The sequence below is a fragment of the Lampropedia aestuarii genome (genome assembly GCF_004803635.1).
Lineage (GTDB): Bacteria > Pseudomonadota > Gammaproteobacteria > Burkholderiales > Burkholderiaceae_C > Lampropedia > Lampropedia aestuarii.
In genome coordinates, this window is sequence record NZ_SSWX01000007.1 from 71,373 (window position 1) to 87,252 (window position 15,880).

Consider the following 15,880-nt stretch of genomic DNA (forward strand, 5'->3'; position numbering starts at 1 on the left):
GTCAGGCACCAACCTCAGCAGGGGGCATATTGGGTGCCAGGTATGGGCGCTGTTTGTTGTGCAAGCCAACCCAGTCGGCAACCACCCGGCTGGCGTGCTGCAAGCGCTCAAAACTATAGCGGTGCACGCATGGGTCTTTGAGTGTACGAATGACGCACTCAGCCATGCCGTTTTGCTCAGTGTTGTACGAGCCTGTTCTTCATCTCCGCGCTTGCTTTTTTCTGCCCATGGCTTCTTCTCTGAGGGGGCGGAGTCAGAGACTCGGCTGGCTGCAGATACTGTCGTTTTCCCTTGCAGGGCCTCCAAGACCAAGGCCGTTTTACGCTGGGCCGCCTAGCGTTTGCTTTCTTCTTCCGTCCGGATGCCTATCGTGATGTCCTTGCACAGCCTTTTTGGTGCCTTGTGCGACTGCTCGGAGATAGTGAACAGGCTCTTGGGGTGGCAATGCAAGTAGCAGCTTGCAAGGATTCATGCGATCATCGAAGCGCCGCCGAGGTTTTTAAGAATTTTTCAACTATTCATTCTGATTTTCATGCTTTGACATCAATGTAAGATATTCTGACAACGCCGTATGTGTATCGCTTTGGCAGGGGCGCATATCCCAGAATGTAGGAGTGCTGCGGCATCGCTTATGAGACCAACCAAGGAGGAAGCTGCTAATGAATTTTACGCCGAGAGAAATTGACAAGCTGATGATCCATACGCTTGCGCTTATTTCTCAAAAACGCAAGGATCAAGGGCTGAAGTTGAACCATCCGGAAGCCGTGTCATTGATTTCTGCTGCAGCGCTGGATGGCGCACGCGCTGGGAAAACGTTGGAAGAGGTCATGGAGTTGGGGCGCCATGTTCTGAGCCGTGATGACGTGATGGAGGGGGTTGCGGAGATGGTGAGCTTCGTGCAAGTGGAGGCCGTATTTACCGATGGCAGTCGGCTGGTCACCATTCACAATCCGATCGTCTGATAACGTGGAGCGCATATGGCAAACTCTGTAGACAAAAAAGCAGCAGCCCCAGCACCTGTGGCCACAGCGGCTGCGCAGCCGACCAAGGTGCCGGTTGGCGGATTGGTATTTGGTGCTGGCGATATTGAAATCAATGCAGGCTACCCTGTGACCGAAATCACGGTGCGCAATACTGGCGATCGTCCGATTCAGGTCGGCTCGCATTTCCATTTCTTCGAAGTCAATACAGCGCTGGAGTTTGATCGCAAACAGGCGTTTGGTTTGCGTTTGAACATTCCTGCGACCACGGCCTTGCGCTTTGAGCCGGGCGATGAGCGCAAAGTATCCCTGGTGCCTTTTCAGGGCAAGCAGCGCGTGCATGGCTTTAATGGCCTGGTCGATGGCTGGGTGGGCGATGAGAGCACCCACAGTTACCGCCCGCGTCTGGCTGACGCGATGGAGCGCATTGAGCGCTACGGCTTCAAGAATAAACCGGAATAACGCGACACTTGCAACAGGGGTTCAACAATGGCAAAGATTTCTCGGCAGCAATATGCGGACCTGTATGGCCCGACGACCGGTGACAAAATCCGCTTGGCGGATACTGACTTGTTCATCGAGATTGAAAAAGATCTGCGCGTTTACGGTGAAGAGGCGGTGTATGGCGGTGGCAAGACGCTGCGCGACGGCATGGGCTATGACAATGAGCTGACGCAAGCGGCCGGATCGCCGGATCTGATCATCACCAACGTCACCATCGTCGATGCGATCCAGGGCGTCATCAAGGCCGACGTTGGCATCAAGGATGGGGTGGTGTGTGGCATCGGCAAGGCAGGAAATCCTTCTGTGATGCCGGGCGTGACGCCAGGTTTGGCTTTGGGCCCCGGTGTGGATGCGATCTCTGGTGAGCACCTGATTCTGACCGCCGGCGGCATTGATGCGCACGTGCACTTCATTTCTCCGCAGCAGGCACAGGCGGCGTTGAGCAATGGCGTGACCAGCTTGTTTGGCGGTGGGATTGGCCCCTCGGATGGCACCAATGGCACAACAATCACGCCTGGCACTTGGAATATCGAGATGATGTTGCGCGCCTTTGATGCGTTCCCGGTCAATGCGGGGGTGCTTGGCAAGGGCAACTGCTCCTCGCCGTTTCCCTTGGACGAGCAAATGCGCGCGGGTGCCATGGGCTTGAAAATTCACGAGGACTGGGGCTCGACGCCAGCGGCGATCCGCGTGGCACTTGCGGCCGCTGACCGCCATGATGTGCAGGTTGCGATTCACACCGATACGCTCAACGAAGCCGGTTTCGTCGAAAGCACCATTGCTGCCTTTGAAGGCCGCACCATCCACACCTACCACACGGAAGGCGCGGGCGGCGGTCATGCGCCTGACATTATTCGCGTTGCCAGTCTGTGCAATGTGTTGCCAAGCTCGACGAATCCGACATTGCCGTTTGGCATCAACTCGCAAGCCGAGTTGTTTGATATGACCATGATTTGTCACAACTTGAATCCCCGCATTCCGACCGATGTGGCTTTTGCTGAGAGCCGAGTGCGTGTGGAGACCATTGCCGCCGAGAATGTGCTGCATGACATGGGCGCTATCTCGATTCTGTCGAGTGACAGCCAGGCGATGGGCCGCGTTGGTGAAAACTGGCTGCGCACCATCCAGACCGCGCATTTGATGAAAAGCCGCATGGGCGCTTACGAGGGCGACAGCTCAGGCAATGACAATGCGCGCGTGCTGCGTTTTGTGGCCAAGGTCACCATCAATCCGGCCATCGCGCAGGGCGTCAGCCATGTGATTGGCTCGATCGAGGTTGGCAAGATGGCCGATCTCGTGCTGTGGGAGCCAGCCTTCTTTGGCGTCAAGCCGAAGATGGTGATCAAGGGTGGGGCGATTTCTTGGGCGCAGATGGGGGACCCTAATGCCTCCTTGCCAACGCCTCAGCCGGTGCTTTTCCGGCCGATGTTCGGCGCGATGGGCTCGGCCCTGAGTAAAACCCGCGTGACTTTTACCTCGCGTGCAGGCTACGAGGCCGGCATCAGCGACCGCTACAACCTGCAATCACAAGTGATGCCAGTTTATGGCACGCGCACAGCCACCAAGCATTCGATGGTGCGCAACAACTGTATGCCTGTGATTGAGGTGAATCCGGAAACCTTTGCAGTGCGGGTCAACGGCAAGCACGCCACGATCAAACCTGCCGAGAGTATTCCGATGTCGCAATTGTATTTTTTCAGCTAAGCAGGGCTGCAGCTCCAGGCGGTCTGTAGCGGTGTTTGACGCCGGGCTATGGGAGGCTTGGGGCTGACGCGGCGGCACTTGCTGAGTCCACGATGAGGCATACGCGCAACCTGCTCAGTTGCGCAGGGGCAAACAGCAGAAAGAGGGAAACATGATTCTTGTTGAAAAAATTCTTGGCAATATCAAAGATGCGGCATGGCAAGACAAGGCCAAGCAGATGACGATTGACCAGTTGGTGCTGGAGCAATGGGAGGCGCCCAAGAGCCGTTTGCGCAAAGCCAGCGAGGGCGGCGTTGAGCTGGCGATTTCGCTGTCACGCGATGCGCATTTGCATGATGGTGACATTCTGCATGTCGATGCAGCGAGCAACACGGCGGTGGTGGCCAAGATTGGCTTGAAAGATGTGCTGGTGATCGAGCTGCAAGGTCTGGAGTCCTTGTCACCACAGGAGATTCTCTCAACCTGCTTTGAACTCGGCCATGGTTTGGGCAACCAGCACTGGCCAGCGGTGATTAAAGACACCACGGTGTATGTGCCACTGTCTGTGGACCAGAAGGTGATGGCGTCGGTCATGCGTACCCATGCATACAAGCACATCAAGACTTCGTTTGTCCCGGGTGAGCAGGTGGCTGCCAAATTGAGCGCGACCGAGGTGCGCCTGCTCTTTGCAGGCGCGGATGCGACACCGCACCACCACCATCCTGCTGTTGTGCAGGCTGATGCGCATGAACACGCGCACAGCCATGGGCATGCGCATGCACACGGGCACTCGCACGAACACCCTCATTCGCACGAGCACTCCCATGAGCACACGCATGCACACGAGCATTCTCATCCACACGAGCACCATGACCACCAGCACAAACATTGATGCCGCAGGTGTGGCGCCAGATGTTGGGCTGGGCGATATGGTCCGTGCTGCACGTTTGATGCAGTTTGCCGATTCAACGCTGCCGGTCGGTGCCTTTGCGTTCTCCAATGGCCTGGAGTCCGCCATACAAACCGGCGTTGTAAGCGATCGCAGCAGCCTGCGCGATTATGTCGAGCTGGTCGTGCGCCAAGCCGCTCGTATGGACGGCATTGCGCTGTTGCATGCTTTGCGGGCAGCGCGCGCGCAGGACATTGAGGCGCTGAAGGCTGCCGATCAAGCGCTGTGGAGTCGCCGGGTCGGTCAGGAGCAGCAGTTGATGCTGGCGCGCATGGGCAAGAAGCTGGCGGAGTTGTCACTGAAAATCGGTGACTTTCCGCTGGCGCAAATTTGGCTAACGGCAATCAAGGCCGAACAAACGCCTGGCTGCTTTCCCGTGACACAGGCGATTGTGCTGGCTCAGTTACAAGCCACAGACCAGGAGGCGTTTGTGCTGCACCAGTACGGCGTTGCTTCCATGGTGCTTAGCGCTGCGGTGCGCTTGATGCGCATCGACCACTTCGAGACCCAATCGGTGCTGTTTGAGATTCAGCAGCGCGTTGGCGAGGATTACGCTGCAGTACGTGATATGGAGCTGGATGACATGTCAGTATTTGCGCCAGTTTTCGATGTCTTGGTGGCACACCACACCAAAACCCATGTGCGTTTGTTCATGAACTGAACGCACACACTGAACGAACTATTTTCTAGAAAGACGCCATGAAGAAAATTACCCGCATTGGTATCGGTGGCCCGGTTGGATCGGGCAAAACCGCGGTGATTGAGGTCATCATTCCGCGCTTGATACAAATGGGCATCAAGCCTTTGGTGATTACCAATGACGTGGTCACCACTGAGGATGCAAAGCAGGTTCGCCGCACGCTCAAGGGAGTCCTGGTTGAGGAGAAGATCATCGGCGTTGAGACTGGCGCCTGCCCGCACACGGCTGTGCGTGAGGACCCGTCCATGAACATTGCTGCGGTGGAGGAGATGGAAGCGGCTTTTCCTGACAGCGATGTGATCTTCATCGAGTCCGGTGGCGACAACCTGACCTTGACCTTCAGCCCTGCGCTGGCGGACTTTTATATCTACGTGATTGACGTGGCCGGTGGCGACAAGATTCCACGCAAAAATGGCGCCGGCGTTTGCCAGTCGGACATCCTGGTGATCAACAAACAGGATTTGGCACCGTATGTTGGCGCCAGCCTCGAAGTGATGGACCGCGACTCCAAGCTCATGCGAGGTAAAAAACCATTTGTGTTTACCAACTGTAAGACCGGCGAGGGGGTTGACCAGTTGATTGACTTGATTTTGGACATGGCCTTGTTCGATGTGCAGGTTAACCGCGCCGCTGCTGCCTTGTAAGGGATAGGTGAGAGCTGGCGATGACATTGCATCCGAAACTCAGTCAGATCGACAGTGCGCCTGAGCTGCAGGACTTCCAATCGCAGCCAGCACAAATGCCGGCTGCTGCACAAGGCAAGATTGGCGTATTGCGGCTTGGGTTTTCCATGCAAAAAAACCGCTCGGTGTTGCACGACCTCTACCGCGTTGCACCTTTGCTGGTCCAGCAAGCCCTTTATTGGGACGAGGCGATGCCAGAGCTGCCGATTTGCTCCATCATTTCGGTGGGCGGCGGGATTTTGCAAGGCGATCGCTACAAAATCGATATCACCGTGGAGCAAGGCGCTTGCGCGCATGTGGGCTCGCAAGGTGCAAACCGCATCCATCAAATGGATGCCAATTACGCATCGCAGCACCAGAGCCTGCACGTGGCCGCAGGGGCTTACCTGGAATACTTGCCTGATTTCACGATTCCGTATCGGACATCGCGCTTTTTTAACCAGACCGACATCGTCGTTGATGCAAGTGCCACGGTACTGTATGGCGAGATGATGATGTCTGGGCGCAAGCACCACCACGCCGATGAGCGTTTTGGGTTTGATTTGCTGTCCATGGCTGTCAAAGTAACCCGTCCTGATGGCACGGCCTTGTTCAATGAAAAAGTGCTGGTCGGCCAGGCTGACGCCACCGTGAACTATCCGGCAGTGATGAAGGGCTTTGATGCCTTCGCCAATATTTTGTGCCTCACGCCGCCAGATGTCGCCGAACGCATCGAGGCATTGTTTGAGCCGCGCTGGGATGAAGATGGCCGGCGCGTGGTGTCCGGCGTTTCGCGCCTGCCCAATAAGGCCGGTTTGACGCTGCGTGTGGTGGGCATTGAGTCCTACGATGTGCGCGCAGAGGTACGCCGTTTTTGGAAGATTGTGCGTGAACAGGCCAAAGGACGTACTTTGCCAGAGGAGTTTATCTGGCGCTAAGAACCTAAACATGTTCTAAGTAGGACGACCCCTGTACGGCGCATATTGTGTGGAGGCAGCAAAGATGAGCAAGACCATGTCAAAAAAGTCGAATTTCCTCGCGGTATGTTTGCGCGGTTCGGGGCAGGTTTTTTTTATGGAAAACCAGGTCACCGGCGCATTTTTTTTGGCGGCCATCGCCTACGCATCGTATGTGTCGACGCAATGGGCGATTGCGATTGGTGCCGTGGTCGGTTTGGTGGTGGCAACGCTCACTGCCAATTGGTTGCAATGTGATCAGAAGTCCATCGATGCGGGGCTGTTTGGCTTCAATGGGATTTTGGTCGGGGTGGCGCTGCCGACCTTTGTGGCGGATTCGGCGGCGCTTTGGTTTTTGCTGGTGTTCGGTGCGGCAGCCAGCACGGTGATTACCTCTGCCGTGGCCTCGACTTTGACCAAAACCTGGGCGATTCCTGGCTCGACCGGCCCGTTTGTGCTAACGGGCTGGTTGCTGGCTGCCTGCGCGTATTCTTTTGGCGGGCTGGAACTGATCAGCGAGAAGCCGGAGTTGGGCACGGACTATCTGCAGGGGCTGGTCACCATCCCTTCGGCGCCAGAGTTGCTAGAGATTTTCTTTCGCAATATTGCCCAGGTTTTTTTACTTGGCAGTGCCATCAGCGGTGTGTTGGTGCTGATCGGCATTTTCATGGCTTCAGTACCCGCAGGGATCGCCGCCGCGCTGGGCTCGCTGATTGCAATGGTTGTGGCAATCGGTATGAAGGCCAACCCGATCGAAGTCTCGCAAGGTTTGTATGGCTTTAGTCCAGTGCTGACGGCGATAGCCGTGGGGGTCGTGTTCTTGCAGCCATCCTGGCGCGTAGCGGTGTACGCGGGTCTGGCAACAGTCGTGACGGTGTTTGTGCAAGGTGCGCTGGACATCATCATGCTGCCTGATGGGCTGCCTTCTTTTACAGCGCCTTATGTGCTCACGATGTATTTGTTCATTGCACCGAAAAAAATGATGGCACCGCATCCGCACAGCCATATTCAGTCAGACCATTTGTTGGAAAAGTCGTAAAGGAAACCTGGGCAAGCTCTGCAAAACTCCTTGTTGTGGTCTGAGCACGGTTTCAGGCGATCCGCTGCGCCAGTCTTGCGTGTCCATCGCTGCGGCTATGGCCTTCCAAAGACGCCTTGCGGCGCATCCCGATACCGCACTCATGCCTGCAACGAGGGGTGAGTAGAGCGTCCTTCGTCGATAACGCAACAACCGCCCAATCTGGGCTTCAACGGGAGACATGTAATGGTAGGCATTGATGCAGGTGATACCGCTTTTTTATTAATTTGTACGGCGCTTGTGTGCATGATGACACCCGCGTTGGCGCTGTTCTATGGCGGACTGGTGAAAGAGCGCGACATGCTCTCAATCATGATCCAGAACTTTGTCTGCATGGGAGTCATTGGTCTGCTTTGGGTATTCGGTGGCTTTAGCTTGGTGTTTGGCCCGGATATGGGTGGCGTGATCGGTGATATTCGCCCGTATTTCGGTATGTACCACGTTGGAATTGAGCCCAATGCGGCCTATTCAGACAAAGTGCCCTTCATTCTGATTTTTGCCTACCAGATGATGTTTGCGATTATTACGCCGGCCTTGATGACGGGGGCTTTCGTTGGCCGATTCCGCTTCGGTGCGTATCTGGCCTTCATCGCCATCTGGACCGCTGTGGTCTATTTCCCGGTCGCACATTGGATTTGGGGCGGGGGATTTTTGGCTCAGTTGGGCGTGGTCGACTTTGCCGGCGGTATCGTCATTCATACTGCGGCAGGATTTTCTGCGCTGGCGACAGCCAAGTTCCTGGGCGCACGCCGCAAGCGCTCCGGAGAGGGGGGGGATGAGCCTGCTGCATTGCCACTGGTCGCATTGGGTGCTGGTCTGTTGTGGTTTGGCTGGTTCGGCTTTAATGCCGGCGGTGCCTATGCGGCAGATGCATTGGCCGCATATGCGTTTACCAACACCATGCTGGCTGGCTCCATTGCGATGCTGGTGTGGATGTTTTGGGAGTGGCTCAGCTTCGGGCGTCCTTCGTTCAGTGGCGTGCTGGTAGGCGCTGTTGCTGGTTTGGCAACTATTACGCCAGCCGCCGGTTACGTTGAGCCAATGGCTGCGTTGTTGATTGGCGCGATCGGCGCCACCTGCTGTTTCCATGCGAGGTGGGTGCAGCGTTGGTTGAAAGTTGACGACACGCTGGAAGTCTGGCGCGCTCATGGGGTGGGCGGTATGACTGGTGCTTTGCTGATTGGAGTCCTGGCCAGCTCCAGTATCAATCAAGTGTCAGCGAGCTTGGAACAGCTGGGCGTGCAGGCTTTGGCGGTGATGATTGTGGCCGCGTATGCGTGGATTTTGACCACATGCATTCTCAAGGCCATTGATGTGACCGGCCATTTGCGTGTACCCGCTGACCAACAGCAAAGCGGTGAATATGGTGTGTTTAGCGAAAATGCGTATAACCTGTGGGATATGCGCAAGAGCAACAACAGCTAAGGCTGTGACTGCAGTCGGTGTGGCGCCGGCTGCAGTCGATTTCGATCCGACAGGCAGCAGACTCTGACTGGCAGCTTGTCTTGCGCATACGCTAGAGGCCACTTTTGTGGCTCAGTATGAAAACCAAGCCGGTATCAGTCACCCCATAGCCGTGGCAGATACCGGCCTTACTACGCGCTGCGTTTGGCAGCGCAGCCTATGTGCGATAAGGGACAGTAATGCAAGTGACGCATGAATTTGTAAGAGAAGGGCGAGCTGGCAAGACTCGCTGCGATAGCCAGCCCGTGTTGGATCTTTTGGCACAGGTTGAGCGCTATTGGGATATCCGTGCCGAGTCTTATAGCCAGTCCAATCAAAACGAGTTAAAGGGCGACAAAGCCGATGTCTGGCAAGCACTGTTGTTGCAGCACTGCCCAACAGGGCGCCAGCTGCGCGTACTCGATGTCGGCGCAGGGCCAGGCTTTTTCTCGATTTTGTTGGCTCGCGCAGGCCATCAGGTAACGGCCATTGATGTGACGGCTGCCATGCTGCATGAAGCGCGCACGAATGCCGGAGCATTGGTGGATGCGATCCACTTCATTGAGGGCGATGTGGAGAACTTGCCTTTTGCCGACGCCAGTTTTGATCTGGTGGTCACGCGCAACGTCACCTGGAATTTGAAGCACCCGGCCCAGGCCTACGCCGATTGGCATCGGGTGCTTGCGCCCGGTGGCCATTTGGTTAACTTTGATGCCAACTGGTATTTGCATTTGTTCGATGCAGACTTAGGCGCGCAATTCGAAGCCGATCGCCAATACACTGCAGCCAACGGTATTGAGGACCATTATGTGAGCACCGATACTAAAACCATGACCGAGATTGCGCTGCAGCTGCCGCTTAGCCAGACGCTGCGGCCTCAGTGGGATCAGCACACGCTGGCGCAAGTGGGGTTTGCCAAGGTCGAGATCGATGCCTCTATTGGCGAGCAGGTCTGGAGTGCTGAAGAAAAGGCGAACTATCGCTCAACGCCGATGTTCATGATTGTGGCGCACAAGCAGGCTGCAGCAGGGGGCTTGGCATGAACCGTTTGGCTCAAGCAGTCGCGGCGCTGGCCGTAGTTTGGCTGGGGATTGCGCAAGCGCCACAGGCGCTTGCTGGCAAAGCCGACAACGTGTTGAATTACGCCAGTACGAAAGACGTGCGCGATATCAATCCGCACTTATACGCCGGAGAGATGGCTGCGCAGAATATGGTGTTCGAGTCTTTGGTGCGTATAACGCCCACCGGCATCGAGCCGCATCTGGCGCAGAGCTGGGAGGTCTCTGAAGATGGACGTGTCTATACATTCCAGCTGCGTCCAGGGGTGTTTTTCTCGGACGGTGAGCCATTCAACGCGCAGGCGGTCAAGCGCAATATTGACGCGATTTTGAGCAACCGAACTCGCCATGCCTGGCTGGAGCTGGTGCGCCAGATTCGCGATGTCGAGGTCGTCAACGAGATGACGCTGCGCTTGCATCTCAATGAGCCTTACTATCCCACGCTGACAGAGTTGGCGTTGACGCGGCCCTTTCGCTTTATTTCACCGCGCGATTTTATGCAGGGCACCACCAAGGATGGCGTGAGTGGCTATAGCGGCACTGGGCCATGGATGCTGGCTGAGCATGCGCGCAATCAGCATGCACGCTTTGTGCGCAATCCCAATTACTGGGGCACTGCCCCTGCCTTATCTGGAGTTGAGTGGCAGGTCATTCCGGACCGCCAAACGCTGCTACTGGCACTGCAAAAAGGCGATATCCAGTTGGTTTTCGGTGCAGACGGCGATATGCTCGATGCAGATTCAATGGCCGCACTGAGTGGCTCAAAGCAGTTGGCGACTCTGATGAGTGAGCCGATTGCTTCGCGTGCGATTGTGCTCAACAGCAGTCGGCCCATTTTGCGCGATGTGCGCGTGCGCCGTGCGCTGCAGCATGCGGTTGATAAGGCCGGAATCGCCGACGGCGTCTTCAACGGTCTGGAGACGGTGGCGCAAACACTGCTGGCGCGTAATGTGCCGTATGCCGACGTGCCCCAGGCTGTCTATGCATGGGAGCCGGAGCAAGCGCAGCGCTTGCTCGATGAGTCCGGTTGGACGCTGGCGCCCGGCCAGCGCGTGCGGCACAAGGACGGCGTGCCATTGAGTTTGGTGTTTTCCTACAATGTGAGCAATGCGGCCGAGCGTGAGATTGCTGAGCTGATTCAGGACAACTTCCAACGCATTGGGGTGCGTTTGGAGTTGCTTGGCGAAGAGAAGCAGGTGTATTTGGATCGCCAAAGAAACGGCGACTTCGACATGCAATATTCGCTCTCTTGGGGCACACCCTATGATCCCGCATCGTTCGTGTCGTCGTTTCGGATTCCGGCCCATGCCGACTACCAGGGGCAAAAGGGCTTGCCCAATAAGGCCGCCATTGACGCCATGATCGATGAGCTACTGATCACTGCCGATGAGGCGCGCCGCCAAGCCTTGTATGCCGAGCTATTGGGGCAGTTGGCTGAGCAAGCCGTCTACATCCCGCTGACCTATTCACGCGTTAAGGTGGTGCACCGCAGAGAGCTGGAGGGCGTCGGCTTTAATCCGTCTCAGTATGAAATTCCCTTTGAGCGTTTTTACTTCAAGTAAGGTGTGCAGCACCTAAGCGCAGTCAGATATGAGCAAAAGCGAGCAGGCCTCGATGGTAGCTACAGTGGCGCCTGCACGCGTTGCCGGATTGGCCCTTGCACGTCCGCCGTTGCGGTGGCGCTTATCCCCATGGTGGTGGCGTTTGCTGGCTTTGCCATGTTTGATGCTGCTGATCTCGTTCATTGCATTTGCCGCGCTGCATTTAACGCCCTCTGATCCGGCAACGGTGTCCTTGCGCGTCAATATGGTGGTGCCCACCCCTGAGGCGCAGGCCTTGGTTGCGCAAGAGCTTGGACTCGATCGCCCCTTTTTGATCCGCTATGCCGATTGGCTGCAGCGTGCTGTGCAGCTTGATCTGGGATATTCGTACCTGAGTCGGCGTCCGGTGCTTGCAGAGTTTCGCCGTGCGCTGCCGCCGACCTTGTATCTGGCCGCCGTGACGCTGTTGTTTATCGTGGTGTTGGCTCTGCTGGGGGCTATGCTGTGCGTATTGGGGCGGCGCACTTGGGTCGATGCCCTGGTGCGCGGCGTCGTCTTTTTTCTCACCGCGCTGCCAAGCTATTGGGTCGGTTTGCTGCTGATTTGGTTGCTGGCCGTGCGCTTGGATTGGTTTCCGGTCAGTGGGATGCGCTCACCCAGCGCCGTGGTCTTGCCGGCCTTGTGCCTGTCATTGGCTTATTTTGGCGTTTATTTGCGTCTGCTGCGTGGCAGCATGCTGGCGCAGTTCAACCAAGCGTATGTGTTGTATGCAAGAGCCCGTGGGCTGTCTGAGCGCCGCATCCTGGTAAACCACATTTTGCGCAACGCTTTGCACACGGCCATCACGGCGCTGAGCATGAGCATCCCTAAACTGATTGCAGGCACGGTGGTGATTGAGAGTATTTTTGCCTGGCCTGGAATTGGCCGTTTGTGCATCGAGGCGGTATTTGGGCGTGACTACCCAATGATTCAGGCCTATATTTTGTTGATGGCTTTGTTGTTTCTGACATTCAACTTCCTGGTCGAAGGTCTGCAGCAGCGACTCGATCCACGTCTGAGGCATGGGTGAGATGCGCACGCGATGCTTGGCCTTGCTGCGTCGGGATCCTTTCTCTGCAGCCTGTATTGCGGTGCTGCTGATTGTGCTGCTGGCCGGTCTTTTTGCTCCTTGGTTGGCGCCGAATTCGCCGGTTGAGACAGCCGTTCGACTCAAGTACCAGCCGATGAGCTGGCAGTTTCCTTTGGGCACCGATAATCTGGGCCGCTGTGTGTTTTCGCGCTTGCTCTTTGGGATCCGGACGACGGTGTTTTACGCATTTGGAACGATGCTGGTGACCGTGACGCTGGGGGCAGGTCTGGGGCTGTTGGCGGGCATGCTGCGTGGGCGCTTTGAGGCGGTACTGATGCGTGTGTGTGATGTGATGCTGGCTTTTCCCGCCGAAGTCGTGATTCTTGCCGTGGTCGGCCTATTGGGCCCGGGCATTGAGAATATTTTGCTGGCTGTCATTGGCGTGAAGTGGGCTTGGTATGCCCGCATGGTGCGCAGCACCGTCGTGCAATACACCCACCGCAACTATGTGCGCTATGCGCAAGTCATTGGTGCGCCGCCTTCCCATGTGCTGCGCCGCCATTTGTTGCCGGTGACTGCGGCGGAAATCGCCACTCTGGCATCGGTCGATGTGGCCAGCGTGATTTTGCTGATTTCCGCACTGTCATTTCTAGGCTTGGGCGTGCAGCCGCCCACGCCCGAGTGGGGCAGTATGCTCAACGAGGCCAAGACCGTGATGCTGGTGCAGCCCATGCAAATGCTGCCAGCTGGCATTGCGATTGTGGTGGTGGTCATGGCCTGTAACGGTTTGGGCGATTTTTTGCGTGACCAATTGGATGTGGGGCGTGAGCGCAGACAAACAGCAGGCGTCCAGTCGGCGGACAAGAAAGATGCGCATGTCTGAGTTGCTGCGGCTCGAGAGCGCGCAAGTGCACGATCGCCAGACGGGAAAAGTCCTGCTGCATCCTGTCTCGATGTCGATCATGGCTGGGCGTAGCTTGGGCATTGTGGGGGAGAGCGGCAGCGCCAAATCCCTGCTGGCCAAAACGATCATGGGACTGCTGCCGCAGAGCTTAGAGGCAGCGGGCAGTCTGTATTTTGATGGCGGCCACTACGATCTTGCGGATGGCGCAGCCATGCGCGCCATCAGGGGGACGGGTATTTCGCTGGTGGTACAAGACGGCATGAGCGCCTTTGATCCGATGATGCCGATTGGCAAGCAGTTTCTGGAAACGCTGCGCGTGCACCGCGGTGAGTCTAAGCAGGCTTGTATGCAAGCTGCGTTGGCCTGCTTTGAGCGCCTGCACCTGACGCCCGCTGAGGGTTTGTGGCGGCGTTACCCGCACCAGCTCAGCGGTGGGCAGCTGCAGCGTATGCTCATCGCTATGGCGTTATTGCTTGCCCCGCAGCTGATCATTGCCGATGAGCCCACCACGGCGCTCGATGTCCTGGCCCAGCGCGAAGTCATGCAGGTCTTGCGCGACGTCGTGCAAGAGCGGGCTTGCACTCTGGTTTTCATCTCGCACGATATTGGCCTGGTGCGTTATCTGGCCGATGATGTGGCCGTGATGCAGCAAGGCCGTGTGGTTGAACTGCAGCCTGTCGATGCTTTATGGGCTGCACCGCAGCACCCTTACACACAGTTTCTGCTTGCCTCGCGTGAGCGCTTGAGCTCACGCTTCAGGGCGCTGATGCAAAGGAATGCACATGCTCCAAGTGCGTGACATCTGGCGCAGTTATCGTGACAAAAAATGGTTTGGCTCGGCATCGCGCGAGGTGCTCAAAGGCGTCTCGTTTGAAGTGGCGCCTGGCGAGGCAGTTGGCCTGCTGGGGGCGAGCGGTTCAGGCAAAAGCACGCTGGCGCGGATTATCAGTGGAATTGAAGCGCCCGAGCGAGGCGAGGTGACGCTGCATGGCCTCAATCTGATGCACCGGCGCCATCGTCGCCAGCGTATCAGTGTGGTGTTTCAGGACTATACAGCGTCAATTAATCCCAGTATGACGGTGTTCGACGCGATTGCTGAGCCCCTGCGGCTGCAAAGCGTTTGGGCACGAGAGGCCTTGTATGAGCATGTGGCCGCCCTGCTTGCCCGTGTGGGCTTGCCGGAGGCCTTGATGCAGCGCTATGCGGCCGAACTCTCAGGCGGTCAAGCCCAGCGTGTGTGTATTGCACGTGCTATTGCCAATCAGCCCGATCTGATTATTCTGGATGAAGCGGTGAGCTCATTGGATGTGCCCGTACAGGTGCAGATCCTGGAGCTGCTGGAGGCTTTGCGTGAGAGCTGTGGACTCAGCTATTTGTTCATCACGCACGATGTGATGGCCTTGTGCTTTGTGTGCCAGCGGGTGCTTTTTTTAGACGATGGCCGGATTGTTGAATCCTGCAAGGTGGAGTCATTGCCGGATGTGCGCCAGCCTTATGCGCGGCGCCTGCTCAATGCGGTGATTTGAGACACCAGCGCTGTTGTTTCGCATGTGATGAGGCAAGGTGGCCCAGGTCGGTGAAGCAATGAGGCTCAAAACTGCCTAGGAAATATTGGTCGGTTCAATGCGCAGAAGTACCGATCGCCTCACCAAATACCTGAAATCAGGGATACTCAAACGACAAGAAACATGTTGAAATTGAAAGCAAACGCAACTTTCAGATGCCATCGACCGCTCTCATAACCGCTGCACGCCAGTGACTTGAGCGTAAGTAACAACTGCTTAGATTGCGCCGCACGACTCCATCAGCGTTCGCTGAGCGCCTTTCGAAACGATCAATGCCGACTTGGTTCCCGGCTCAGCCTTGCTCTGCTGCACTCTCGTGCCAACTGCGTTGGCGCAAATGCTCGGCACCTGCAACCTGAACAATCCCTATTGCTGGGATCAAGGCATTTGGCATACGTCACTCTCAGACATTGACATGACCTCCATCACAAGTTTGCCAGCCACATCGATTGCTTTGCACAATTTCGCCAAAACAGCCAAATTGCTCGCCATTTTTGCGGCCTATGCCGCAAGCTCACAGCTCTGCGCACAAACTTATACGCCCATTGGCACCACCGGCTACAACCATGACGTTATAGCCAATGGCATTGGCAACGCTGCAAGCAGCACAAGCCACGGTCTTGACGAATTAAATTACGTCCTCAAATCCCTTGACTGGAAACTAACGGATGCATCTCAGGCACAAACGAGTGGATTGCCTCTTGACGGCTTGATCGTCAGCAACAGTTCCCCTCAACAAAGCTACCAACTGCAAAGCTATGCAGCCAACAACTCACTGCGCTTATCCT

Annotated in this window: 16 protein-coding genes; 15 read left to right on the top strand and 1 reads right to left on the bottom strand. The window is 56.5% G+C overall.

Annotated elements, in window-relative coordinates:
• Nucleotide 1 precedes the first annotated feature (1 nt).
• The gene (locus E8K88_RS18310; protein WP_240754381.1) at nt 2-166 is read right to left on the bottom strand and encodes an IS3 family transposase; all 165 of its coding nucleotides are present in this window, start codon (nt 164-166) and stop codon (nt 2-4) included.
• A 493-nt stretch (nt 167-659) separates the two neighbouring features.
• On the opposite strand from E8K88_RS18310, the gene E8K88_RS06935 reads away from it, so the two are divergent.
• From E8K88_RS06935 to E8K88_RS07005, 15 genes are all read left to right on the top strand, one after another.
• Nucleotides 660-962 carry an urease subunit gamma gene (locus E8K88_RS06935; protein ID WP_136405926.1) on the top strand — a complete coding sequence of 101 codons (303 nt, stop codon included), beginning with the start codon at nt 660-662 and terminating at the stop codon, nt 960-962.
• Nucleotides 963-977: 15 nt separating this feature from the next.
• Nucleotides 978-1,442, top strand: coding sequence for an urease subunit beta (locus E8K88_RS06940; protein WP_136405927.1), 465 nt, complete (start codon nt 978-980; stop codon nt 1,440-1,442).
• 27 nt (nt 1,443-1,469) lie between these two features.
• Nucleotides 1,470-3,188, top strand: a complete 1,719-nt coding sequence (locus E8K88_RS06945) for an urease subunit alpha (RefSeq protein ID WP_136405928.1) — start codon at nt 1,470-1,472, stop codon at nt 3,186-3,188.
• A 151-nt stretch (nt 3,189-3,339) separates the two neighbouring features.
• Nucleotides 3,340-4,059, top strand: coding sequence for an urease accessory protein UreE (locus E8K88_RS06950; RefSeq protein WP_136405929.1), 720 nt, complete (start codon nt 3,340-3,342; stop codon nt 4,057-4,059).
• Entirely contained in the window at nt 4,037-4,777 is a 741-nt protein-coding gene (locus E8K88_RS06955; RefSeq protein WP_205880037.1) for an urease accessory protein UreF, read from the top strand. Before E8K88_RS06950 ends, E8K88_RS06955 begins: the two co-directional genes overlap by 23 nt.
• Before the next feature lie 38 nt (nt 4,778-4,815).
• Nucleotides 4,816-5,460, top strand: coding sequence for an urease accessory protein UreG (ureG, locus tag E8K88_RS06960; RefSeq protein WP_136405930.1), 645 nt, complete (start codon nt 4,816-4,818; stop codon nt 5,458-5,460).
• 20 nt (nt 5,461-5,480) lie between these two features.
• Complete coding sequence (locus E8K88_RS06965) at nt 5,481-6,416, top strand: urease accessory protein UreD (protein WP_136405931.1); 936 nt, start codon at nt 5,481-5,483, stop codon at nt 6,414-6,416.
• A gap of 76 nt (nt 6,417-6,492) precedes the next feature.
• On the top strand, nt 6,493-7,473 hold the full coding sequence (gene yut, locus E8K88_RS06970; RefSeq protein WP_136405932.1) for an urea transporter: 981 nt from the start codon (nt 6,493-6,495) through the stop codon (nt 7,471-7,473).
• Between the two features lie 225 nt (nt 7,474-7,698).
• Nucleotides 7,699-8,937 (top strand): ammonium transporter, encoded by a 1,239-nt coding sequence (locus E8K88_RS06975; protein WP_136405933.1) that lies wholly within the window; start codon nt 7,699-7,701, stop codon nt 8,935-8,937.
• 218 nt (nt 8,938-9,155) lie between these two features.
• On the top strand, nt 9,156-9,998 hold the full coding sequence (locus E8K88_RS06980) for a class I SAM-dependent methyltransferase (protein WP_136405934.1): 843 nt from the start codon (nt 9,156-9,158) through the stop codon (nt 9,996-9,998).
• A complete protein-coding gene (gene nikA / locus E8K88_RS06985; protein ID WP_136405935.1) occupies nt 9,995-11,575 on the top strand; it encodes a nickel ABC transporter substrate-binding protein in 1,581 nt (526 codons plus the stop codon). Before E8K88_RS06980 ends, nikA begins: the two co-directional genes overlap by 4 nt.
• A 28-nt stretch (nt 11,576-11,603) precedes the next feature.
• Nucleotides 11,604-12,623, top strand: coding sequence for a nickel/cobalt ABC transporter permease (gene opp1B / locus E8K88_RS06990; protein WP_240754384.1), 1,020 nt, complete (start codon nt 11,604-11,606; stop codon nt 12,621-12,623).
• A gap of 1 nt (nt 12,624) precedes the next feature.
• Complete coding sequence (opp1C, locus tag E8K88_RS06995; protein WP_136405936.1) at nt 12,625-13,506, top strand: nickel/cobalt ABC transporter permease; 882 nt, start codon at nt 12,625-12,627, stop codon at nt 13,504-13,506.
• On the top strand, nt 13,499-14,326 hold the full coding sequence (locus E8K88_RS07000) for an ABC transporter ATP-binding protein (protein WP_168797268.1): 828 nt from the start codon (nt 13,499-13,501) through the stop codon (nt 14,324-14,326). The genes opp1C and E8K88_RS07000 overlap by 8 nt, the downstream gene beginning before the upstream one ends.
• Nucleotides 14,310-15,053, top strand: coding sequence for an ABC transporter ATP-binding protein (locus E8K88_RS07005; protein WP_136405938.1), 744 nt, complete (start codon nt 14,310-14,312; stop codon nt 15,051-15,053). Before E8K88_RS07000 ends, E8K88_RS07005 begins: the two co-directional genes overlap by 17 nt.
• Nucleotides 15,054-15,880 lie beyond the last annotated feature (827 nt).